Genomic DNA, 22,955 nt, shown 5'->3' with positions numbered 1-22,955 from the left:
GCGCAACTAGATATGTTAGGTGGCATTATAAAATCCCAAATGAAAAGCTTTTTGTACATTTATATCCAAAGCATATTAAATGGATAAGATTGTAGTATTTGAAACTTTTTATAACCCAATTGAGGCCAATATTGTGAAAGCAAGATTAATGGATAGCGGTGTTCAATGTTTTTTATCAGATGAAAATACAATTACCATAAACCCTTTATATACTCAGGCGCTTGGTGGGGTTAAACTGCACATTTTTGAAAAGGACATCCCTTTGGTAAAGGACATTCTTCAGGATGAAAATATTCAGTTGCCTCAGGAAGAGACCGAGGCGGGCGTTGAGAATTGTCCTAACTGTGGTTCTAATCACGTAGGGTATGTACAAGCTACAAAAAAGAGATTTAACCTATTAACTATGATCGTTTCCTTCGCGCTAATGATCTATCCTTTTTATGCAAAGAAAACTCATCATTGCTTTGATTGCGAGTACGAATTTTAGCTTCAATTAAATTAAACTACTGCCTTTTTATCCCGTTCAACAGATAGCACTCCATTACCTTCAATCAAGAAACAGATCAGGCCGATCAGTACAATCACAGAAACCCAGAATTCTGCATATGGGCTGAATATGTTTGCTCTCAAATTAACAAAGAACACTGCCACAACAAGTATTGGTAAATTGAGCAAGCAAAATAATCGTGTGTGTGAGCCGACAGCAATGAGGAGTCCACCAATGATGTGAAGCACTATAATTATGTGCGCCAGTAAGCTAATAGACACTGCTACACCCAACATAGCATCTTTCATCATATTGGTAAAGGCATGAAGATTTGATGCAAATGCAATACCTTTCCAAATGAGTACTAAACCTAGAATTATTCTAAAATAGTCGAGCCATTTTGGGTGATGACGATTACCCCAATTTTGAATTTTTGTGAGCACGTTCATAATCTTGAATTTTGGTTATATGAATTTACATAAAAAAATTATGTATTCCTTGCTTTAAGAAAATTGGTTATGGAATTGAAAAGATATTGCAAGTAAATGGTTTTAGCATATAAATCATTACCTTTAATTTTACAAAACTGAACCAAAATATAACGTAATCGCAAAAACTCAACCATATAGATTAAACCACTATTTTCATGAATTTTATTAATAAACTCGTACTAACCATTGTAGCCGTGTTTGGATTGTCGGCGATTTTAAACGCTCAAACTAAAGGTGTTGAGCTTAAGTCTCCTAATGGAGGATTGAAAGTTTCCATTAATATATCCGACAAAATATATTATTCCATTTCCTCCGGAGAGGATCTGTTATTAGAAAATAACCATCTGCAGATGAGCCTTAGAAATGAAATTTTAGGGCAAAATCCAAAACTAACCGGCAGCAAAAAAGGACAGGGTACTGAAATCATTAAACCCTATGTTTCTTTGAAATTTTCTACTGTAAAAAGCAACTATAACTCGTTGATATTTAATTTTAAAGGTAATTATGCCGTAGAGTTTCGTGCTTTTGATGATGGGATTGCTTACCGCTTTATTACCAAAAAGAAAGGAAGTATTGAGGTGATGAATGAGGAATTTTCGGTGAACTTTCCGGGCGAATACGTTCTTCATTTGCAGCAGCCGGGCGGATTTAAAACTGCTTATGAAGAGCTGTACTCGCAGGTGCAGTCAAAGGACTGGAAGCCTGAAAATAAAATGTCGACCCTTCCAGTACTTATAGATACAAAGAAGAAATATAAGATATTGATCAGTGAATCAGACTTGACAGACTATCCTTGTATGTTTCTCAAGGGAACCGGGAATAATGGCATGTCGGCAGCTTTTCCTAAGGTTCCGCTTGAATTTGGTGATGATGGCGATCGCAGTCTAAAAATACTTAAAGAGGCTGATTATATTGCAAAAACTTCGGGTACCCGTAATTTCCCGTGGAGATACTTTGTGGTCACATCTAACGATAAGCAACTGCTTGAAAATACGATGACCTTAAAACTAGCTTCGTCAAGTGTGATTAAAGATCCTAGCTGGGTTAAACCTGGTCAGGCAAGCTGGGAGTGGTGGAATGATGCCGCACCTTATGGCCCAGATGTGAATTTTGTTTCCGGTTATAACCTGGCAACTTATAAATATTACATAGACTTTGCCGCTAAATTTGGTATACCATATATTATTATGGATGAGGGCTGGGCAAAGAGTACCACTGATCCTTATACCCCAAATCCAGATGTTGATGTGCATGAGCTGATCCGTTATGGTAAAGAGAAGAACGTAGGGGTCGTATTATGGTTAACCTGGTTAACTGTTCATAAGAACATGGAGTTGTTTAAGACCTTTCAGGAATGGGGTGTAAAAGGGGTTAAAATAGATTTTATGGACCGCAGTGATCAATGGATAGTTAATTACTATGAGGACGTTGCAAAAGAAGCGGCTAAACATAAATTGTTTGTCGATTTCCATGGCGCATTCAAACCTGCGGGCCTGGAGTATAAATATCCAAACGTGATTTCTTACGAAGGAGTTAGGGGAATGGAGCAGATGGGTGGATGTTATCCGGATAATAGTTTATACCTGCCGTTTATGCGTAATGCTGTGGGGCCTATGGATTATACTCCTGGTGCAATGATAAGCATGCAGCCTGATGTTTATAGAGCTGATAGGCCAAATGCGGCAAGCATTGGTACGCGCGCTTATCAACTAGCTTTGTTTGTTGTTTTTGAAAGCGGAATACAGATGCTGGCTGATAATCCTACGCTTTATTACAGAAACCTTGATTGCACAGAATTCATCACAAGCGTGCCAACTACATGGGATGAAACGAAGGCTCTGGAAGCCAAAATGGGTGAAGTTGCTGTAGTGGCAAAGCGTAAAAAGGACAAATGGTTTGTAGGGGCAATAACCAATGGTAAGGAAAAAGAAAGAAACGTTTCTTTAAATTTCGATTTCCTTGAAAAAGGAAAAACCTATACAATGACTTATTTTGAGGATGGAATTAATGCCGGTCGCCAGGCAATGGACTATAGAAAGAAAACAATACAGGTTAAATCTGGAGACAAGATTGATATTAAGATGGTTCGCAATGGCGGATGGGCTGCGGTAATTATGTAACCAGGCAAATGATATAAAAAAGGGGTTGATATTTAAAATATCAACCCCTTTTTTATATCGAGATGTAAGCTGTTAAGCGTTTTTAGCTGCTGCTTCTCTGCGAATGATATTCAATGCGCCTCCTGCTTTGAACCATTCTATTTGTTGTTCATTATAACTGTGATTAACAGATATCTCTTCTTTAGTTCCATCAGCATGGTTTAACACTAAAGTAAGTGGAACATCGGGTGTAAATGTTGTCAATCCAATGATATCGATAACATCGTCTTCTAATATTTTATCGTAATCTTCTTTGTTAACAAAGGTTAAACCAAGCATACCTTGTTTTTTAAGGTTGGTTTCGTGGATACGGGCAAATGATTTTACCAATACGGCACGCACACCTAAATGACGAGGTTCCATAGCTGCGTGTTCACGGCTTGATCCTTCACCATAGTTTTCATCACCGATAACGATAGAGCCTAATCCGGCAGCTTTATAAGCTCTCTGGGTTGCTGGTACAGGACCATATTCGCCAGTAAGCTCATTTTTAACTGAATCAGTTTTGTCGTTAAAGTAGTTTACAGCACCAATTAACATATTGTTAGAAATGTTATCCAGGTGACCGCGGAATTTTAACCATGGACCAGCCATTGAGATATGGTCAGTAGTACATTTTCCTTTTGCTTTGATCAGCAATTTAAGTCCTTTAAGGTCTGTGCCTTCCCAAGGAGTAAACGGATCAAGTAATTGTAACCTGTGTGAAGTTGGAGAAACAAGTACTTCTACTTTACTTCCGTCTTCAGCTGGCTGCTGGTAACCTGCATCTTCAACTGCAAAACCTTTAGTAGGTAATTCAAATCCAGTTGGGGCATCAAGTTTTACTTGTTCGCCTTTATCGTTTGTTAAAGTATCTGTTAAAGGGTTAAAGCTTAAATCGCCTGCAATAGCTAATGCTGTTACTAATTCCGGAGAACCAACAAAGGCAAAAGTATTAGGGTTACCATCAGCACGTTTTGCAAAGTTGCGGTTAAATGAGTGTACAATGGTGTTTTTCTCTTGTTTATCAGCGCCAACTCTGTCCCACATACCAATACATGGTCCGCAGGCATTGGTAAATACTTTAGCACCTATGCTTTTGAATACGTCTAAAAATCCATCACGTTGAATGGTGTAACGGATCTGCTCAGAACCCGGATTGATGCAGTATTCAGATTTAGCAGTTAAGCCTTTTTCTGATACTTGTTTGGCAATACTGATTGCACGGGAAATATCTTCGTATGATGAGTTGGTACAAGAACCGATCAATCCTACATCGATTTTCATTGGCCATCCGTTAGCTGCGGCAACTTCTTTCATTTTAGAGATAGGAGTAGCTAAATCCGGAGTGAATGGGCCGTTCAAATAAGGCTCAAGTTCAGATAAGTTAATTTCGATTAATTGATCGAAGTATTTTTCAGGCTCTGCATATACCTCAGCATCGCCGGTTAAGTGTTCTTTTATTGCGTTTGCAGCGTCAGCAACTTCAGCTCTGCTGGTAGCACGTAGATAACGTTCCATGCTTTCGTCGTAACCAAATGTTGAAGTTGTAGCACCAATTTCGGCACCCATATTACAAATGGTTCCTTTACCGGTACAGCTCATGCTTGTTGCGCCTTCGCCAAAATATTCAACAATTGCACCAGTTCCACCTTTTACAGTAAGAATACCTGCAACTTTAAGGATTACATCCTTAGCAGATACCCATCCACTTAATTTTCCGGTAAGTTTGATGCCTATTAATTTAGGGAATTTTAGTTCCCACGGTAATCCTGCCATTACATCACAAGCATCAGCACCACCAACACCTATCGCAACCATACCTAAACCACCTGCATTTACAGTGTGAGAGTCGGTACCTATCATCATTCCACCCGGAAAAGCATAGTTTTCTAAAACAACCTGGTGAATAATACCTGCACCTGGTTTCCAGAAACCAATACCATATTTGTTTGAAACCGAAGCTAAGAAATCAAATACTTCCTTGCTTTCAGTGTTTGCAGCTGGTAAGTCAATTTCAGCACCATTCTTTGCAGTGATCAGGTGATCGCAATGAACAGTAGAAGGAACAGCAACTTTTGGTCTGCCTGCCTGCATAAATTGCAATAAAGCCATTTGTGCAGTAGCATCTTGCATGGCCACACGGTCAGGAGCAAAATCTACATAATCAGTACCTCTTGTGTAAGCGGTATTTGTATTTCCATCCCAAAGGTGGGCGTAAAGGATTTTTTCTGAGAGTGTTAAAGGTCTGCCTACTAATTTACGGGCCGCCTCAACGCGGGGGCCAAAGTTTGCATACACCTTTTTGATCATTTCTATATCAAAAGCCATTGATAATATGTGTTAAAAGGGTAAGTTATTCTTATTATTTTGTAGCGAATTTACAAAAAAAAACAGGGGTAGGACATCATCTGCATATCATTATATTATTTATACCTATTCTAAATAATGTAACAGACTTAATGGCTTAAATATCTGCAAAATAGTTGCGATCATTTCTGAACACTGCTGTCCATTTATGAACACTTTTATTTTTTGTAGTGCTTATAATTATCTGTTTTTTAGGGTGTTAAATTGTTTTTGTGTTTTGGCCTAACCTTAGCTGTTCAGATCATGAAAAATTAAAGAGAATCGAAACGATAACCCAGTTCAGAAAAATGTTTCAACACTCTTGGTAATGCATAATACATCCGGTCGTAGGCTTTCAAACTGTCGTGAAAAACTACAATAGACCCGTTGCTTGTATGCTTAATCACATTGTTGAAGCACTTGTGAGGTGCCAGGTTGATGTCAAAATCGCCGCTAAGTACATCCCACATAATGATTTGAGTTTCCGGGTTCATTGCACGGATGTTGGTGATCTGAGATTTTTTAATTCTGCCGTAAGGTGGACGAAATAAATTCGTGTTAGTTAATTCCTGACACTTTTGGAAGTTTTTAGTGTATATTTCATCCGGCGTTTTCCATCCTTTTAAATGGTTAAAAGTATGGTTGCCGATGCGATGGCCTTCGTTCTTTATCTTCTCAAAAATATCAGGATGTTTGTGAATATTATCTCCGATGCAAAAGAATGTTGCTTTTGCGTTAAAGCTTTTTAAAGTTTTTAATGCAAAGTCTGTAACATCTGGTATGGGTCCATCGTCAAAGGTTAAATAAATAACTTTTTGATCCCGGTTCTTGTGCCAGGTTAATGATGGGTAATACCATTTTAATAAAAGCGGGGATTTTATCAGGTACATGCCCAAACTTAGAGAAAATTTTAATTTTATTGGCTTCTTTTAAGCCTTAAGAGAAAATAGAGGAAGAGAAGAAGCAATAAAATGCAGTTGTTGTACCTGAAAATTTACAAAACGAATAAGTTGTTTATATTAATATTGTGAAAACTAAATTATGAAAAAAATTAACCCTTATAGTACATTGCCCAAATTAACCTTAGCACTCTCTCTTATCTTTATTACGGGTTTTGTGCAAAAATCTAACGCTCAAGAGATTATTACCATACAACAAGCAATAGAAGAAACTTTACATAACAACCTTCAGGTAAAAAAATCACAGTACAGTGAGGATCTTGCCGGTCAAAATTTGAAGCAATCAAAATTAGCGCTATATCCAACATTGAATGCAGGTGCTGATCAGAATATGGGCTGGGGACGTAATAATCTCGGTAATACGGGTATTTATGAGAATACGCAGAATTATAGCTTTAGTCCGGGAGCAAGTTTAGGTTTTGATTTGTTTAATGGCCTTTCAAAAATAAACCAGATCAAACAAAATAAAATACTTCTTGAGGCAGGAAAAGCCAATACGGATAAAATTAAGAATGATCTAATTCTTCAGGTAATTACCTCTTACATGGAGATTTTGTATAATAAGGATCGTTTATCTGCTGCAAAACAACAATTATCTGTAGCACAGCAACAACAGAAACAACAGCAAGAACTTTTGGATGTTGGAAATAAAACACTTGCTGATTTAGCAGAATCTAAATCACAAACTGCTACGGCACAGTTGGATGTTACTACTGCAGAAAATGCACTTAGCATTTCTTATTTGACCCTGGCCCAGTTAATGGATATTCCCTCTTCGACAAAATACGATGTACAGGCGCCGGTACTAGCTGAATTCAATAAGCCATCTACAAATTACAATGCAGAGCAAGTATATTCAGATGCAATAAATCTTTTCCCAGATATTAAGCTAGCAGCACTTCAAACTGCTTCCGCAAAAAAGGGGATCGATGTAGCAAAAGGTAGTTTATACCCACGATTAACTTTAAGCGGAAGTTATGGATCTTTTTATAACTATAATTATAATCTTCCGGCAAATGTTCAGAATCTGTCTTTTAGTAACCAGATAAAAAACAATGTTTCGAAAGGAGTTGGTATAGGTTTGAGTATTCCAATATTCAATGGCTTACAATCTAGAATAGGGGTAAAGAAAGCAAGAATTAACTTTTTGCAAACTCAGGCTGATGAACAGCTGACAAAAAACAACTTAAATAAGATTATTTATCAGGCAGTAGCCGATCTAAAGGCTGCCGGAAGCACTTATGAATCTACAACCAATACTTTTAATGCCAGAAAAGAGGCCTTTTCGGTAATTGAGCAACGTTATAACGTTGGTTTAGTTAACTCTTTAGATTACAACACTTCGTTAACAAATAAGAATAAAGCAGAAATAGACATGATCAGAGCTAAGTATGATTTGCTTTTTAAAGCAAAGGTGATTGACTATTACTTAGGTAAACAAATAGTTTTCTAGGAGCAGCATAATAAATTCGCACAATTTATTGCCCCTTGATTATAAATGATAAAAAAATAAATAAACTCAAATGAAACTAAAACCCATACTAATTGCAATAGGAGTTATTCTCGTATTATTGGCGGTAGCAAAATTTACCGGCTTAATAGGAGGAGATAAGACCGAGAAGGTGACGATTGAAAAGGCGGCTGACAGAAAAGTTGTTGAAACGGTTACTGCCAGTGGAAAAGTACAGCCTGAAACTGAAGTAAAACTAAGCTCTGAAGTATCGGGTGAGGTTACTGAACTTTTGGTTAAAGAAGGTGATGTGGTTAAAAAAGGCCAATTGCTGATTAAAGTTAGGCCAGATGTACTTCAGTCAGGATTTGAAAGAGCTGTAGCTTCAAATAATACTCAGAAAGCCCAGGTAGTGGCTGCAGAGCAACAGTTGAAACAAGCCAATGCAAATTTTGATAATACTGAAGCCAGCTATAAAAGAAGTCAGGAACTTTTTACTAAAAAAGTGATCTCAGCTTCAGAATTTGATGCCGCCAAAGCGCAATATTTTGGTGCCTTAGCCGATATCGCCAGGTTGAAAGCTATGGTTACCAGTGCAAAATACAGCTTGCAGGAAGGTGGTGCTAATGTTAAAGAGGCAGGAGCTAACCTTGCTAAAGCTACTATATACGCTCCGGTTGATGGAGTTATCTCTAAATTGTCAGTTGAATTGGGAGATCGTATTCTTGGTACAGCTCAAATGGCAGGTACAGAGATTATGCGTATTTCCAACTTGTCATCTATGGAAGTAAACGTGGATGTGAATGAGAACGACATTAACAGGGTAAATGTTGGTGATAGCTCTATTATAGAGGTTGATGCATTTGCCGATACAAAATTTAAAGGCATTGTAACTGAAATAGCAAGTTCATCTAAAGATGTGGGTACCGCAACAAGCACTGTGGATCAGGTAACGAATTTCAACGTTAAGGTTCGTATTTTAGCTGAATCATATAGTAATATTAAGGGAGGAGCAAAAGATCTTCCATCTCCATTCAGACCAGGAATGTCTGCAACAGTGGATATCGAAAGTGAATCTTTAAAAGGGTTAGCAATTCCTATTCAATCTGTATTTACAGAAGATAAGTCTAAAGCCGAAAAGCCTGCTGATAATGATCAAAATGTAGACAAACAAAAATCTAAGCTTTCTGATAAAACCATTAAACAGTATGTATATGTGTTTAATAATGGCACAGTAAAACGTACTGAGGTTACTACAGGAATTCAAAATGATCAATACATCATTATTAAATCCGGGCTTAAAGCGAATCAGGAAGTGGTAACAGGTCCTTACTCTGCAATTCAAAACAGATTAAAGGATGGTATGAAAGTAGAAAAAACCACTAAGGATCAATTGTTTGCTGCTCCCAAATAGAAAGTAAGCGATATCAGTCATTTAAAATAAGTAAATTGCCCCCGGTTTAAAACAATAAACCGGGGTTTTTTATTTATAAGTTATGATACCTAAAGTTGCAATGATTGGTGGCGGTAGTTGGGCTACTGCAATCATAAAAATGCTTTCAGATAATTTTACTGCTAAGGAAATCTATTGGTGGATGCGCAATCAGGAATCGATAACGCATTTGCAGAAGTATAAGCATAACCCGAATTATCTGAGTTCTGTTGAAATCAGAATTCCTGAAGATAATATATCCAACAATATCTCTGATATTATTGAAAAGGCAGAGTACATCATTTTGAATGTGCCGGCAGCATTTTTAAAGGAGACACTGGATGGTGTGAGCCCGGAACAATTAAAGGGAAAGAAGATCATTTCCGCAATTAAGGGGATTGTACCAGATGAAAATCTAATCATTGGTGAATTTCTTAATCAAAAATATAATGTGCCGTATGAAGATATAGTAGTTATAAGCGGGCCTTGCCATGCAGAAGAGGTTGCTTTGGAGAAATTGTCTTATCTAACTATTGCTTCTACCAATTTGGAGCTTGCCGCAATCTTTGCAAGGTTGTTGGCCACAAGGTATATTAAAACCAATATTTCTGATGATATTTTTGGTACTGAATATGCTGCTGTTCTGAAGAATATTTATGCCGTAGCCAGTGGGATTTGCCATGGCGTAGGTTATGGAGATAATTTCCAGGCGGTGTTAATATCTAATGCTATCAGGGAGATTAAAAGATTTGTAGATGCCGTTCATCCCATTTCGAGGGATATTAAAGAGTCGGCCTATCTAGGAGATTTGCTGGTTACGGCATATTCTCAATTTAGCCGTAATCGGACTTTTGGCAATATGATTGGCAAAGGTTATACTGTAAAATCAGCACAATTAGAGATGAATATGGTAGCCGAAGGTTATTATGCGGTAAATTCTATGCACCATGTAAACAAGAAATATAAGGTTGATATGCCAATTAGCAGGGCTGTTTATGCTATTCTATACGAAAAGCATTCGCCCCATATTGAAATGCGCTTGCTTACAGAGCAACTCAATTAAGTAAACAAAATGTGGATATAGTTGTTTTTTATATAAACAGATAACTATGAAAACAAAATTTGCGATGGGCTTATTAGCTCTGGCGCTATGCACAGCCGTTTCTTTTAACAGTAATGCACAGGATAAGAAAAAGGAAACAGTAGGCGGGGCACTCGATAAAACTGGTAAAGCAATAGGCAAAACAGCGAAAAAGGTAGGAAACAAAACGGCTGAAGTAGCTGTAAAAGGCAGTGCTAAAGTTGTTGATCAGACCTATAAAGGGAAAATGGCACCTGATGGCACAGATGTATATATTGACGGCAAGAATAAGAAGTATTACATTAATAAAAAAGGAGCTAAGGTGTATCTTAAGGCTTCTGAGATTAAAGATAGACCAGTAAAACATTAAGCGCCTATAAAAAAGCCCTCCAGAATTTCTGGAGGGCTTTTTTCTTATAAAGAAGATCTATAATTAAGATCTGCGTTTTCTGTCGTTTCCGCCTTCACGTCTTCCGCCTCTGTCTTCACGGCTTCTTCCAGAGAAATCTCTGAAACCACCGCCACCACCGCTGCTGTTTCCGCCTTCACGTCTTCCACCACCGCCACCGCTGTAGCTTCTTCTCTCTCCTCCGCCTTCGCGTCTTCCACCGCCATAGCTTCCGCCTTCACGTCTGCCACCGCCTGAGCCACCACGACTACGACCGCCACCATCACTATCTGCAGTTTTTTCAATCCTTACACCACGGTTATTAAATTCAACTCCTTTAAAGTTGTTGAATAAAGACTCAACAGTTGCATTTTCAACTTCAAAGAATGAATAAACACCTTTTAGGTCAATTTTACCAATGCTTTTTCCGCTGATTTTACCATTGTTACATACAAAAGATAATAGATCACCTCTTGTAAAATCATCAACAGAACCCAGGTTTATAAATAAACGAGTGTAACCTTCGCTACCTCTGTGACTTCTTTCTCCACGTTCACCACGTTCGCCGCGCTCACCTCTGTCATCAGCAGATGAATTAAGATCAGGTGCATTTTTGTAATACTCTAAAAAGCGGTTAAACTCTAAAGATGCAAAACGTTTAATTACCTCATCTTTGCTTAGTTCAGCAAACTCATCCATAATACGAGGCATGTACTGCTCGATTTGGTTTTCGTTAACTTCAACATTGTGAACTTTGTGTACTAAAGCAAATAATTGTTTTTCGCAAACATCAAAACCTGTAGGTAGTTCAGCTTTAGTAAACTGTTTACCGATGATCCTTTCAATTTGACGGATTTTACCAATCTCTTTAGAGTTAACGATACAGATTGAAATACCTGTTTTACCTGCACGACCGGTACGGCCACTACGGTGAGTATAACTTTCAATTTCGTCAGGTAAAGAGTAATTGATTACGTGAGTAACGTTATTTACATCAATACCACGTGCAGCAACGTCAGTAGCAATAAGCAACTGCATGTTACGATCGCGGAAACGTTGCATAACTTTATCACGTTGTTGCTGAGAAAGATCTCCATGCAATGCATCAGCATTGTAGCCATCTTTAATTAAGTGTTCAGCAACGTCTTGAGTATCCAATTTGGTTTTGCAGAATACTACTGCAAAAATTTCAGGATTAAAATCTACAATACGTTTTAAGGCAGCGTATTTATCTCTTGCACGAACGATATAGTATTCGTGTTCAATGTTTACATTACCTGTGTTTTTTGTTCCCATGGTTAGCTCAACCGGCTGATCCATGTAATTTTTAGCTATTCTTCTAACCTCTGGAGGCATAGTTGCAGAGAATAACCATGTTTTTTTGTCGTCAGGAGTTGTTGACAAGATGTCGTTGATGTCTTCCTGGAAGCCCATGTTTAACATTTCATCAGCCTCATCTAAAACTACAAATTTCACATTACTGAAATCTATAGCCTTACGGCCAATAATGTCCAACATACGGCCGGGTGTAGCCACTACAATTTGTACACCGTTTCTAATTTCACGCAACTGTTGCATAATGTTTGCGCCACCGTAAACGGCAACTACATTAGCACCAGAGATGTTTTTTGAGAAATTCTTGATGTCGCTGGTAATCTGCAAGCAAAGCTCTCTTGTAGGGCATAAAATCAATGCCTGAGGCTTATTGCTTTTAAAGTCTATCAATTCTAACAGCGGCAAACCAAATGCGGCTGTTTTTCCTGTTCCTGTTTGGGCCAAACCAACAAAATCGTTATTGCCCTCTAACAGTACAGGAATACTTTGTTCCTGAATAGGTGTTGGATTTTCGAAACCTAAATCCTTTACAGCATTAACAACGTCATCACTTATCCCCAATTTACTAAATGGGTTTATCATGTATAATAATTTATTAAGCCGCAAAGGTAAGCTTAATATTTGGTATTTTACAGATACGTAACTAAATAAAAATGAGCTAATTAATTATCTTAGTCTGTCGGCCGACCTTAATAATTGCTCGTCTTTACGGATTCCACGTATTGAAAGTAGACAAAATATTATAGCCAGAACGAATAGCGAAGAGCCGAAATGGATAGACGAACCGTTTATTCCCCCCGGTAAAAGTGAAGCGTTTAAAGCTGATAAAATGGCTGTAACAACGATCAGCACAATATTGATCATGATCAGTCGCTTTTGCATAGCGCGATTTTTAAACTGAAATATACAAATAAGGCATACTAATACTGCAACTCCATTTATGATCATTGCTCCCAAAGGGGTGACAGCGGTACTAGCGTCATTTACCCCCTTAATTGATTGCTGATGGCCATCAAGATATAAAAGATACTCTGTGTTATTCACACTTTTAGTTATTAAAGGAATGAAAAACAGACAGATTAGGGTGAGTGCAGCCAAAAGCAGCCATATAGATTGTACGCGTTGTATCATATCAGTTCAATAATTTCAACAAATATATTAAAAGGCAAATAGTAACCAATCCGATATCCGATTAAAAAGATAATTTTGTACAATTGAATATGCAACGGTATTTTATTGAATTGTCGTACAACGGAACAAGTTATCATGGCTGGCAAGTACAGCCTAATGCCGTTACTGTACAGGAATGCCTGGACAAGGCGCTGTCTACGTATTTTAGGCAACCTATAGTTACACTTGGCTGCGGACGGACAGATGCTGGTGTACATGCTACCCAATTTTATGCGCACTTTGATATTGTACAAGATAACGAAACGAATGAAGTTAAACCATTGAATTTTGAACGTTCTGTTACAGGTATAAATTCTCTATTGCCATACCAAATATCAGTGAAACGTATTTTTGAGGTTGAAAATACGGCCCATGCACGTTTTGGTGCAACAGAAAGAGCTTATCATTATCATATACATTTTCATAAAGATCCATTTAAGCTAGATAGATCGTGGCTATATAAAGGAGATCTTGATGTTGCAGCAATGAATGAGGCTGCAGGGATTTTGTTGAAACATACAGATTTCTCTTGTTTCAGTAAATCTAATACGCAAACATTTACTAATAATTGTAAAATTACCGAAGCGCATTTTCAGGTAAAGGATGAATCTTTATTGTTTACCATCAGAGCAGATCGCTTTTTAAGAAATATGGTTCGCGCAATTGTTGGTACCTTGGTACGGATTGGTAAAAATGAAATTAACCTGGAACAATTTAAAGAAATAATAGAAAGTAAGAACAGAAGTAATGCCGGACAATCAGTACCTGCATGTGGTTTGTATCTTGTAAGCGTAATCTACCCTTTTGTAAAATAAAATATGTCTAAAATAACCGGTGATGTAATTAATGTAGGGTTGTTGAAAAGGGTTTTTCAATATGTAAAACCGTATCAGCGCATCTTTATAATTTCGGTAATCCTTACTATACTCCTAGCTGTTCTTGCTCCATTAAGACCTATTCTTATCGGGTATACGCTGGACCATCACATTGTTACCGGAGATTACAGCGGGTTACTAAATATGACCATACTAATGCTTGTATTGCTTGTTGTTCAAACCGGGGTACAGTATAGCCACACCTTACTTACAAATACGCTGGGGCAGTCGGCAATTCGTGATTTAAGAATAAATGTGTTTAATCATATTACTAAGTTGCGATTGAAGTACTTTGATAATACACCTATTGGTCAGTTAATTACCCGGACAGTTTCGGATCTCGAAACCATTGCTGAGATTTTCTCGGAAGGTTTAATTGTAATTATAGGCGATATTTTAATGGTGATTGTGATCATAGGCGTGATGGTATATGAAGATTGGGCCTTAACACTTGTGGTTTTATTGCCAATGCCTTTACTTATTATTGCTACTTCAATTTTTCAGAAAGCAATTAAATCTGCCTTTCAGGAAATCAGAACGGAAGTATCTAACTTGAATACCTATCTGCAAGAACATATTACCGGGGTTTCAATTATTCAATATTTTGCCAGAGAGAAACAAGAGTATAATAAGTTTTTGAAAATTAATGGACGCTATCGCGATGCGAACATCCGCTCTAACTGGTATTACTCTATATTTTTTCCTGTAGTGGAAATTATTTCTGCTATGTCACTTGGTTTGTTAGTATGGTATGGAGCCAGAACGATCCTTAGCAATCCAACAATTAAACCTGGTATTATTACCGAGTTCATTATGTACATCGGTATGCTTTTCAGACCAATCCGTGAGCTCGCGGATAAGTTCAATACCCTGCAAATGGGTATGGTTGGTGCCGAACGTGTATTTAAGGTTTTGGACACGAATGAGGTTACAGAGGATAGAGGTACTTATGCTCCTGAAATCATGAAAGGCAATATTTCCTTTGAAAAGGTTTGGTTTGCATATAATGATGAGAATTATGTATTGAAAGATATATCTTTTGAAGTTGAAGCAGGTAAAACAGTTGCCCTTGTTGGAGCAACCGGTGCCGGGAAATCCTCGACAATAAATATCTTGAACCGTTTTTACGAAATTCAAAAAGGAGAGATTAAAGTTGATGGAACAAGAATACAGGATTATGAATTAAGTTATTTAAGGAATAAAATTGCGACTGTGTTGCAGGACGTTTTCCTTTTTTCGGATACCATTTTTAATAATATAACGCTCAATAATGATGCGATTACGATGGAAGAGGTTGTTGATGCCGCAAAAAAAGTAGGGGCTCATGATTTTATTGAGCGATTACCAGGAGGTTATCAGTACAATGTGATGGAGCGCGGTGCAACATTATCTGCAGGGCAGGCACAATTGATTTCTTTTATCAGAGCGCTGGTTTACGATCCAGCTATTCTTGTGCTTGATGAGGCTACATCTTCTGTAGATACGGAAACGGAAATGCTTATTCAACGAGCTATAGAGAACTTAATGAAGGGACGTACTTCTATTGTGATTGCACACCGCCTGTCAACTATACAGAAAGCAGATAAAATTCTTGTATTGGAGAAGGGCGAGATCAAGGAAATGGGAACACACCAGCAATTACTTAAACTTGATGGGTATTACAAGAGATTGTACGATTTGCAATTTAACTCTACCGGTATTTCTACATCAGTTTAAAACAAGAGGAAAAAATTCTTGATTCTTCTCATCCTCAGATTTTTGAAGGGAAAAATCTGCATGTCTTCGAAGAACAAGGATTTTTTCTGGAAAATAAGTTATGCAAGATGCACTAGCTATGCGATATGGATATATGTGAGTAGATTTAAAAAAATAGACGGTGGGTTTTCCTGAAAAATCAGTTTCTCAGAAAAGGCCTAGGAAATTTTGTCCCTTTTTCAGGGGCAAAAGATTCCAGACTTTGAAAGAGAATGCTTATTTTTCGATGTTATTTTGAAATGCCTGATTCAACGCACCTAAAAACGTTTCCGGTGATTGTGCTCCTGATACAGCAAGTTTCTGATTAAATATAAAAAAAGGAACCCCTTTAATCCCGATGGTTTGGGCGGCGTTTTCATCATATCTTACTTCGTCTGTAAAATCGGTGCCGTTCAGCATAGTTTGTACAGATAATTTGTCGAGACCGATCTTTGTGCCTATTTCAATTAGTGATTGATGATCGCTGATATTAATGCCATCTGTAAAATGTGCTTTAAATAATTGTTCTTCGGCTTCATCACCCAGTCCCATTGACTTTGCCAGTTGAATTAATCTGTGGGCATCAAAAGAATTTGCTACAACCGAGATGTCAAAATTGAAATCTAAACCTACTGCTGCAGCAGTTTCTGTTACATGCTCATGAGTTTCTATAGCCCATTCTCTTGATCTGCCATATCTGTTGGCAAGATGATCATAAGAGCTAATTTCCGGAGCAGTTTCAGCATGTGGATCAAGCTCGTAACTATGCCATTCAACTTCAACTTTATCCTTATGCTCAAATTGTTCCAGAGCGGCCTCAAATTTTCTTTTTCCTATATAACAGAACGGGCAACGCACGTCCGACCAAATATCTACCTTCATTGAAGCAAATTTAGACATATGGATTTATTTATATAGTTATGTTGTTAATTATGAGTTTTGTATGATTAATGTTAGCTCGATGGACTATAATGGACTTTAATTAGAGTGGTTATAAATAAGTTCTAATTTTTCTGTGGATTGTTAAAATTTGTATATTACTTATTATTAAGTGCTTATTTTAGCCTAAGCCATTATTGTTGTTACAGACAATGGTTTTAGGAATAAAATGCTCCGTAAATCGTTATTTTAAAAAAAAATCAGATTATAAATGAGCGAATTTGAAATCAAGAAATCGGGCGTCGAATATGATGCTGTCATTGTAGGATCAGGTGCCGGAGGAGGTATGACCGGATATGTACTTGCCAATGCAGGTTTGAAAGTTTTAATGCTGGAAGCTGGTGCTTATTTTGATCCGAGAATAGACTCTCAACAACTGAAGTGGCCATGGGAGTCGCCAAGAAGAGGAGCGGGTACTACCCGACACTTTGGTGATTTTGATGCTGCTTATGGCGGATGGGAGCTAGAAGGAGAACCATATACTCAGAAAAATAATTCGGAGTTTGCCTGGTTTCGTTCCAGAATGCTTGGTGGAAGAACAAATCACTGGGGTCGTATCTCTTTGAGAATGGGTCCAGATGATTTTAAACCTAAGGATGGACTAACTGATCCCTGGCCTATTACTTACCAGGAGCTAAAACCTTTTTATGATAGGGTAGATAGGATGATTGGTCTTTATGGTACAGTAGAGGGCATAGAAAGTGAGCCTGATGGGATATTTATGACACCTCCGAAACCAAGACTTAATGAACTATTTATAAAAAAAGCAGCTCAAAAAGTTGGGGTAACTGTAATTCCTGGCAGAGGTTCTGTACTTACCGAAGCATTAAAAGACAATAAAGATCGGGGGCAATGCTTTTATTGCGGTCAGTGCGGAAGATCATGTAAAGTTTATGCCGACTTTTCATCATCGTCTTGCCTGGTGATTCCGGCAGTAAAAACAGGAAACCTAACTGTTATTACCAATGCGATGGTAAGAGAGGTGTTAACTGATAAAAGCGGAAAAGCAACGGGAGTATCTTATGTAAATACAAAGGATATGCAAGAATACCAGGTAAAAGGTAAGACCATTATTCTGGGTGCCAGTGCATGTGAATCTGCAAGGTTATTACTTAATTCTAAATCTGCTGCCCATCCTGACGGATTGGCGAATAGTAGTGGAATAGTTGGTAAATACCTGCATGATTCTACTGGAGCCAGTATGAGTGGATACCTGCCTCAGTTGGTAGATCGCAAAAGATATAACGAAGATGGTGCCGGAAGTATACATATATATTCCCCATGGTGGCTTGATAATAAAAAACTTGATTTCCCAAGAGGTTATCACATAGAATATGGTGGCGGACTTAGTATGCCTGGTTATGGATTTGGCTGGGGCATAGAGGGTATGAACGGTTCTATACCTGGTAGGGACGGTAAAATGAAAGAAGCCGGCGGATATGGTGCTGGGTTAAAGGATGATTACAGGCGCTTTTATGGAACCGAAGTTGGGATGGCGGGTAGAGGAACCGCTATAGCCAGGGAAAGTAACTATTGCGAAATAGATCCAAACGTAGTAGATAAATACGGAATACCGGTACTTAGATTTAACTATAAATGGGCCCCGGAAGAAGTAAAGCAAGCAAAACACATGCAGGAAACCTTTAAGGAAATTATGCATGCAATGGGGGCAATTGCCTCTGAGCCTCCTGGTGCGGAAACAAGCTACGGATTAGAAGCGCCCGGAAAGATTATACACGAAGTTGGCACGGTAAGAATGGGTGATGATCCTAAAAAATCTGCATTAAACAGATGGTGCCAGGCTCATGATTGTAAAAATCTTTTTGTAGTAGATGCTGCTCCTTTTGTACAACAAGGTGATAAAAATGCTACCTGGACAATTCTTGCGCTTTCTATGCGTACTGCAGAGTACATTTTAGCACAAAAGAAAACCTTAAACATTAGCTGATCTCAAATCGATATATATGAACAGACGTGATTCATTAAAAGCTTTGGGCCTTACTGCAATTAGCGCAGGTGTGGTGCTTGAAGCCTGTAAACCGGGAAAAGAACCGGAAGTTGTTGCCAAAGGTGCTGATGGCGAAGCCCAACCTGGAAGACAGGAGTTTGAAGTAGAACGTGATAAGAAATTAAATTCATGGAAGTTCTTTACCGAACATGAAATGGCAACAATAACGCTTTTAGCGGATATTATTATTCCTAAGGATGACAAATCAGGAAGCGCTTCGGATGCCAAAGTGCCTGATTTTATTGAGTTCATTGTTAAGGATATGCCAGGACATCAAACTCCGATGCGCGGTGGACTAAAGTGGCTTGATCTGCAATGTTTAAACCGCTATCAGAAAACTTTTAAAGATGCATCATCAACTCAGCAAATTGAGATGGTTGATGACATTGCATATCCAAAGAAAGTAAAACCAGGAATGCAACAAGGTGTGGCTTTCTTTAGTTTGATGCGAGACCTCACTGCTTCAGGATTCTTTACAACCGAGATCGGTATTAAGGACCTCGGTTATGTTGGCAATGTACCTAACCGTTGGGAAGGTGTACCGGCAGATGTGCTAAAGCAATACGGTATGGAAGGGGTGTAGTTATTTCGGCTCCATTCCGGTGCTTATCCCAATTCTATTCCACGCATTGATACTAATTATGGCCATGATTATCTGAGCAAGGTAAACATGGTCAAAAAGTGCAGCAGCATTATTGTAACTTTCATTAGATACTTTGTTGTTAATAAAAGTTACTTCTTCTGTAAGTGCTAACAAGGCACGTTCCTGCTCATCAAAAAATGGAGTTTCTCTCCATGCATTAAGGGCATAAATTCTTTGTTCTGTTTCACCCGCTTTGCGTGCATCGCGGGTGTGCAGATCGATACAGTAAGCACATCCATTAATTTGAGAGGCCCTTATTTTGATGAGGTCCTTATGTTTAGTGGTAAGATTGCTTTGTTCCACATAACTATCAAACGCCAACATTGCTTTGTAAGCTGCTGGCTCTACCTGGTTAATTCTAATTCTATTACTCATAACTATTTGTTTTTGTTGTACCAAAGTTGAGCAATAAAGTACCTTAGAAAAATGAACTGTGGTTAAGAAAGTTTATTGCTTTTTAGCTCTTAAGCGACTAAGAAATTGTGGAGTAAAACCTAGATAAGAAGCTAACATGTATTGTGGTACACGTTGCATGAAATCAGGGAATAAACTTGAGAAATGCCTGTAACGTTCTTCTTCAGTTTGGTTAAAAATATAGCCTATCCGGCGTTGTGAGGCAACAAACGCTTTTTGCATCATTATGCGGAAGTAACTTTCCAATCGAGGTACTTTTTCGAACAAGACTGTTTTATTCTTTTCACTCAGAAACAAAAGTTCTGAGGGTTCTATAGCCTGGATATTGGTTGTAGATGGTTGTTTGTTCAGTAGGCTGTCCTGATCTGCTATCCACCAGTTTTCCAGACCGAAGTTTATAATCTGCTCGTTCAGTTTTTTATTAATGTAAAATTGCCTTAAACAGCCCTTGACAATAAAATAATCTCCCTTGCATAATTTACCTGCTTCCAGAAGATACTCTTTCTTTTTAAGTATTTTAAGCTCGATGCTATCGCATAACAATTGCTCTTCATACGACTCAAGTTGTACATATCTTTTAATGTGGGCTAAAAGTTCAGGATACATTTACTCCTCCTCTTCAAGATAGATTTCGTGTACCAGAAATTTCACTTTAGCTACCGGCTCTAAAAGCTCGGTAATATCATCTGATTCTATATGATATATTGTTTCGCCGGAATCAGGAATCTCAGAATCCGGAATAAGCTCGAAAAACTTAACAGTAAGGTCGGTTTCCAACTCTACAAGCTTGATGTATTTTACTCCATTGTCTTTCCAATCCTTTAGGATTTTACCGTTGAACTGTACGTAAGGATTTTTGTTTTCGCTTTCCATGCCATAAAGCTAATACATTAAACAAAATTTCACTATTATAGTATAATGAAATCTATCCTTTCGAATCTTACTTTTCAGGTTTTAGTGGCTATTGCTTTAGGGATTATTGTCGGTACTTTTTTCCCGGGTTTCGCCCCACATGCCGAACTTATAAGCCAGAGTTTTATTAAAATGATCAGTATGCTCATTGCTCCCATCATATTTTTAACAATAGTTCTGGGAATAGCCCATATGGGCGATATGAAGAAAGTTGGGCGTGTTGGAGGGAAAGCTCTTTTATATTTTGAGGTGGTTACTACTGTAGCCATTTTAATTGGAATGGTGGTTGCCAATTTATTAAAGCCTGGGATTGGTGTTCACCCTACAACGGGTGATGTGAGTAAAATAAAAGCATATACTGAACAAGCAGGCAAAATTAATTGGTTAGAGTTTTTTGCGAACATAATACCTCATAATGTTTTTGAGGCCTTTAGCAAAGGAGATATTTTACAGATATTATTCTTTGCCATTTTATTTGGCTATGGTTTAAATAAGCTTGGCGATAGTGGGCAGCCATTGCTTAGTTTTTTTGATAAAATGGCAAAGGTATTTTTTAATATCATGAAGATAGTGATGCGACTTGCTCCGTTGGGTGCCTTTGGGGGGATGGCATTTAGCATTGGTACTTATGGATTAAAAACGTTGTTGCCTATGGCGAAGCTAATGGGTTCAGTTTATCTAACCTGTTTCTTATTTATTTTTGTAGTGCTAAACGCCATCTGCAGGTTTTATAAATTTAGCTTATTAGAGTATTTGAAATATATTCGACAGGAGATCCTGATTGTTTTGGGTACTTCCTCTTCTGAGTCTGTTTTACCTAGTATGATGAAGAAAATGGAAGCCATTGGTTGTGATAAATCTGTTGTTGGTTTGGTTATACCTACCGGTTATTCTTTTAATCTGGATGGAACGGCAATTTATCTTTCTATGGCAGTTATATTTTTGTGTCAGGTCTTTAATGTAGATCTTTCAATAGGAGAACAGCTAGGTGTGCTTGCTGTTTTGATGGTCACATCAAAAGGAGCTGCCGGGGTTACTGGCAGTGGGTTTATTGTATTAGTGTCTACCTTAACCGCTTTGAAACTAATGCCGGTTGAACATATAGGGATTTTAATAGGAGTAGATAGGTTTATGTCTGAAGCCAGGGCTATAACAAATATGATTGGAAATGGAATTGCAACGATTGTAATTGCCAAAAGCGAAAACGAATTTGATGAAGAGAAATATAAGCTTGCGATTCAACCTGCTTCCATTGAAAGCATGGAGGAATCGGATATTTAATTTTTTATTGTATTTTGCCTCCAACTAAATAAACCACACATAACATGAAAAAATATACATTTATAGCCTTGATTTCTTGTCTTCTTTTTGCAGGCTGCGGAGGAATTAAGCAAAGCTCAAACCAATCTGATGACAAAAAAGGTTGGGTCCCTTTGTTTAATGGTAAAGACATTAAGGATTGGTTTGTAAAGGTACATCATCATGAATTTGGTGTGAATTTTGGAAATACTTTTAGGGTTGAAGATGGTATCATTAAAGTGCGGTATGATCAATATGGAGATTTTAATGATCAGTTTGCGCACCTGTATTATAAAACGCCATTCTCTTATTATCATTTGAAATTTGAATATCGTTTTGTAGGAAAACTGCAAAAAGGAGCCCCTGATTATACTTTGTTAAATAGCGGTGTAATGTTTCATTCGCAGGATCCGAGAACAATGTTAAAAGAGCAGGATTGGCCAATCTCTATTGAGATGCAACTTCTTGCTGGCCTGGGTGACGGAAACCCAAGACCTACGGGCAATATGTGCTCACCCGGAACCAATGTGGTTTATAAGGGCAAAATAGCAGATTCTCACTGCTTAAACTCTACCTCAAAAACATATGACGGCGATCAGTGGGTACGGGGAGAGTTGATTGTTCTTGGCGATTCTTTGATCACTCATATTATTAATGGTGATACAGTATTGCAATACTCTAAACCCCAGATCGGTGGAGGCGTAGCAAATGGATATGATCCTAAAATCAAAATAGATGGCAAATTATTAAGCAGCGGCTTTATCGCTCTGCAAAGCGAAGGCCAACCTGTTGACTTTAAAAACATCGAAATAAAAGATCTGTCTCGTGTAAAGAGACCTGCTAAGAACTAA

The 22,955-nt window shown here is 37.9% G+C and carries 21 protein-coding genes; 12 read left to right on the top strand and 9 right to left on the bottom strand.

The window, feature by feature from the left end; genetic code table 11:
* Positions 1 to 79 precede the first annotated feature (79 nt).
* Positions 80 to 487 (top strand): putative signal transducing protein, encoded by a 408-nt coding sequence (locus AC1DDK_RS07615; RefSeq protein ID WP_288882919.1) that lies wholly within the window; start codon positions 80 to 82, stop codon positions 485 to 487.
* 11 nt (positions 488 to 498) lie between these two features.
* On the opposite strand, the gene AC1DDK_RS07610 is transcribed toward AC1DDK_RS07615, so the two are convergent.
* Positions 499 to 936 (bottom strand): DoxX family protein, encoded by a 438-nt coding sequence (locus tag AC1DDK_RS07610; protein WP_172661493.1) that lies wholly within the window; start codon positions 934 to 936, stop codon positions 499 to 501.
* 197 nt (positions 937 to 1,133) lie between these two features.
* Between AC1DDK_RS07610 and AC1DDK_RS07605 the strand changes: the two genes are divergently transcribed.
* Entirely contained in the window at positions 1,134 to 3,098 is a 1,965-nt protein-coding gene (locus AC1DDK_RS07605; RefSeq protein WP_216854404.1) for a glycoside hydrolase family 97 protein, read from the top strand.
* 72 nt (positions 3,099 to 3,170) lie between these two features.
* Here the strand turns inward: AC1DDK_RS07605 and AC1DDK_RS07600 are convergent, their stop codons facing one another.
* Both AC1DDK_RS07600 and AC1DDK_RS07595 read right to left on the bottom strand, forming a co-directional pair.
* Positions 3,171 to 5,447: an aconitate hydratase gene (locus AC1DDK_RS07600; protein WP_172661492.1), complete on the bottom strand. Its 2,277-nt coding sequence runs from the start codon at positions 5,445 to 5,447 to the stop codon at positions 3,171 to 3,173.
* A gap of 290 nt (positions 5,448 to 5,737) precedes the next feature.
* Positions 5,738 to 6,355, bottom strand: a complete 618-nt coding sequence (locus tag AC1DDK_RS07595) for a polysaccharide deacetylase family protein (protein WP_172661491.1) — start codon at positions 6,353 to 6,355, stop codon at positions 5,738 to 5,740.
* Positions 6,356 to 6,506: 151 nt separating this feature from the next.
* Between AC1DDK_RS07595 and AC1DDK_RS07590 the strand changes: the two genes are divergently transcribed.
* The 4 genes from AC1DDK_RS07590 to AC1DDK_RS07575 all read left to right on the top strand — a co-directional run bounded on the left by AC1DDK_RS07590 (position 6,507) and on the right by AC1DDK_RS07575 (position 10,757).
* A complete protein-coding gene (locus tag AC1DDK_RS07590; protein ID WP_288882934.1) occupies positions 6,507 to 7,877 on the top strand; it encodes a TolC family protein in 1,371 nt (456 codons plus the stop codon).
* A 70-nt stretch (positions 7,878 to 7,947) separates the two neighbouring features.
* On the top strand, positions 7,948 to 9,288 hold the full coding sequence (locus tag AC1DDK_RS07585) for an efflux RND transporter periplasmic adaptor subunit (RefSeq protein ID WP_172661489.1): 1,341 nt from the start codon (positions 7,948 to 7,950) through the stop codon (positions 9,286 to 9,288).
* 82 nt (positions 9,289 to 9,370) lie between these two features.
* The gene (locus AC1DDK_RS07580; RefSeq protein ID WP_172661488.1) at positions 9,371 to 10,369 is read left to right on the top strand and encodes an NAD(P)H-dependent glycerol-3-phosphate dehydrogenase; all 999 of its coding nucleotides are present in this window, start codon (positions 9,371 to 9,373) and stop codon (positions 10,367 to 10,369) included.
* Positions 10,370 to 10,415: 46 nt separating this feature from the next.
* The gene (locus AC1DDK_RS07575) at positions 10,416 to 10,757 is read left to right on the top strand and encodes a hypothetical protein (protein ID WP_216854403.1); all 342 of its coding nucleotides are present in this window, start codon (positions 10,416 to 10,418) and stop codon (positions 10,755 to 10,757) included.
* Positions 10,758 to 10,820: 63 nt separating this feature from the next.
* Here AC1DDK_RS07575 and AC1DDK_RS07570 read toward each other — a convergent pair whose 3' ends face one another.
* Both AC1DDK_RS07570 and AC1DDK_RS07565 read right to left on the bottom strand, forming a co-directional pair.
* On the bottom strand, positions 10,821 to 12,692 hold the full coding sequence (locus AC1DDK_RS07570) for a DEAD/DEAH box helicase (protein WP_288882937.1): 1,872 nt from the start codon (positions 12,690 to 12,692) through the stop codon (positions 10,821 to 10,823).
* Between the two features lie 84 nt (positions 12,693 to 12,776).
* Complete coding sequence (locus AC1DDK_RS07565) at positions 12,777 to 13,241, bottom strand: DUF4293 domain-containing protein (RefSeq protein WP_172661486.1); 465 nt, start codon at positions 13,239 to 13,241, stop codon at positions 12,777 to 12,779.
* An 89-nt stretch (positions 13,242 to 13,330) separates the two neighbouring features.
* On the opposite strand from AC1DDK_RS07565, the gene truA reads away from it, so the two are divergent.
* Together truA and AC1DDK_RS07555 are read left to right on the top strand one after the other, a co-directional pair.
* Entirely contained in the window at positions 13,331 to 14,095 is a 765-nt protein-coding gene (gene truA, locus AC1DDK_RS07560) for a tRNA pseudouridine(38-40) synthase TruA (protein WP_288882938.1), read from the top strand.
* 3 nt (positions 14,096 to 14,098) lie between these two features.
* On the top strand, positions 14,099 to 15,871 hold the full coding sequence (locus tag AC1DDK_RS07555; RefSeq protein WP_288882940.1) for an ABC transporter ATP-binding protein: 1,773 nt from the start codon (positions 14,099 to 14,101) through the stop codon (positions 15,869 to 15,871).
* Positions 15,872 to 16,126: 255 nt separating this feature from the next.
* On the opposite strand, the gene AC1DDK_RS07550 is transcribed toward AC1DDK_RS07555, so the two are convergent.
* A complete protein-coding gene (locus tag AC1DDK_RS07550) occupies positions 16,127 to 16,771 on the bottom strand; it encodes a DsbA family oxidoreductase (protein WP_172661483.1) in 645 nt (214 codons plus the stop codon).
* A 268-nt stretch (positions 16,772 to 17,039) separates the two neighbouring features.
* Here AC1DDK_RS07550 and AC1DDK_RS07545 point away from each other — a divergent pair, with 268 nt between their 5' ends.
* Positions 17,040 to 18,776 carry a GMC family oxidoreductase gene (locus tag AC1DDK_RS07545; RefSeq protein WP_337717204.1) on the top strand — a complete coding sequence of 579 codons (1,737 nt, stop codon included), beginning with the start codon at positions 17,040 to 17,042 and terminating at the stop codon, positions 18,774 to 18,776.
* A gap of 16 nt (positions 18,777 to 18,792) precedes the next feature.
* Positions 18,793 to 19,419 carry a gluconate 2-dehydrogenase subunit 3 family protein gene (locus AC1DDK_RS07540; protein WP_172661481.1) on the top strand — a complete coding sequence of 209 codons (627 nt, stop codon included), beginning with the start codon at positions 18,793 to 18,795 and terminating at the stop codon, positions 19,417 to 19,419.
* Here the strand turns inward: AC1DDK_RS07540 and AC1DDK_RS07535 are convergent, their stop codons facing one another.
* The 3 genes from AC1DDK_RS07535 to AC1DDK_RS07525 all read right to left on the bottom strand — a co-directional run bounded on the left by AC1DDK_RS07535 (position 19,420) and on the right by AC1DDK_RS07525 (position 20,766).
* A complete protein-coding gene (locus AC1DDK_RS07535) occupies positions 19,420 to 19,854 on the bottom strand; it encodes a carboxymuconolactone decarboxylase family protein (protein ID WP_288882942.1) in 435 nt (144 codons plus the stop codon).
* Between the two features lie 72 nt (positions 19,855 to 19,926).
* The gene (locus AC1DDK_RS07530; RefSeq protein WP_172661479.1) at positions 19,927 to 20,499 is read right to left on the bottom strand and encodes a Crp/Fnr family transcriptional regulator; all 573 of its coding nucleotides are present in this window, start codon (positions 20,497 to 20,499) and stop codon (positions 19,927 to 19,929) included.
* Complete coding sequence (locus AC1DDK_RS07525; RefSeq protein WP_172661478.1) at positions 20,500 to 20,766, bottom strand: hypothetical protein; 267 nt, start codon at positions 20,764 to 20,766, stop codon at positions 20,500 to 20,502. It abuts the gene before it with no gap.
* Between the two features lie 45 nt (positions 20,767 to 20,811).
* Here AC1DDK_RS07525 and dctA point away from each other — a divergent pair, with 45 nt between their 5' ends.
* Together dctA and AC1DDK_RS07515 are read left to right on the top strand one after the other, a co-directional pair.
* Positions 20,812 to 22,086: a C4-dicarboxylate transporter DctA gene (dctA, locus tag AC1DDK_RS07520; protein ID WP_172661477.1), complete on the top strand. Its 1,275-nt coding sequence runs from the start codon at positions 20,812 to 20,814 to the stop codon at positions 22,084 to 22,086.
* A 44-nt stretch (positions 22,087 to 22,130) separates the two neighbouring features.
* Positions 22,131 to 22,955: a 3-keto-disaccharide hydrolase gene (locus AC1DDK_RS07515; protein WP_288882947.1), complete on the top strand. Its 825-nt coding sequence runs from the start codon at positions 22,131 to 22,133 to the stop codon at positions 22,953 to 22,955.

The sequence above is a fragment of the Pedobacter sp. 05T44 genome (genome assembly GCF_056395985.1).
Note: the sequence above shows the minus strand (reverse complement) of the source record. Positions and strands in the feature narration are given on the sequence as shown.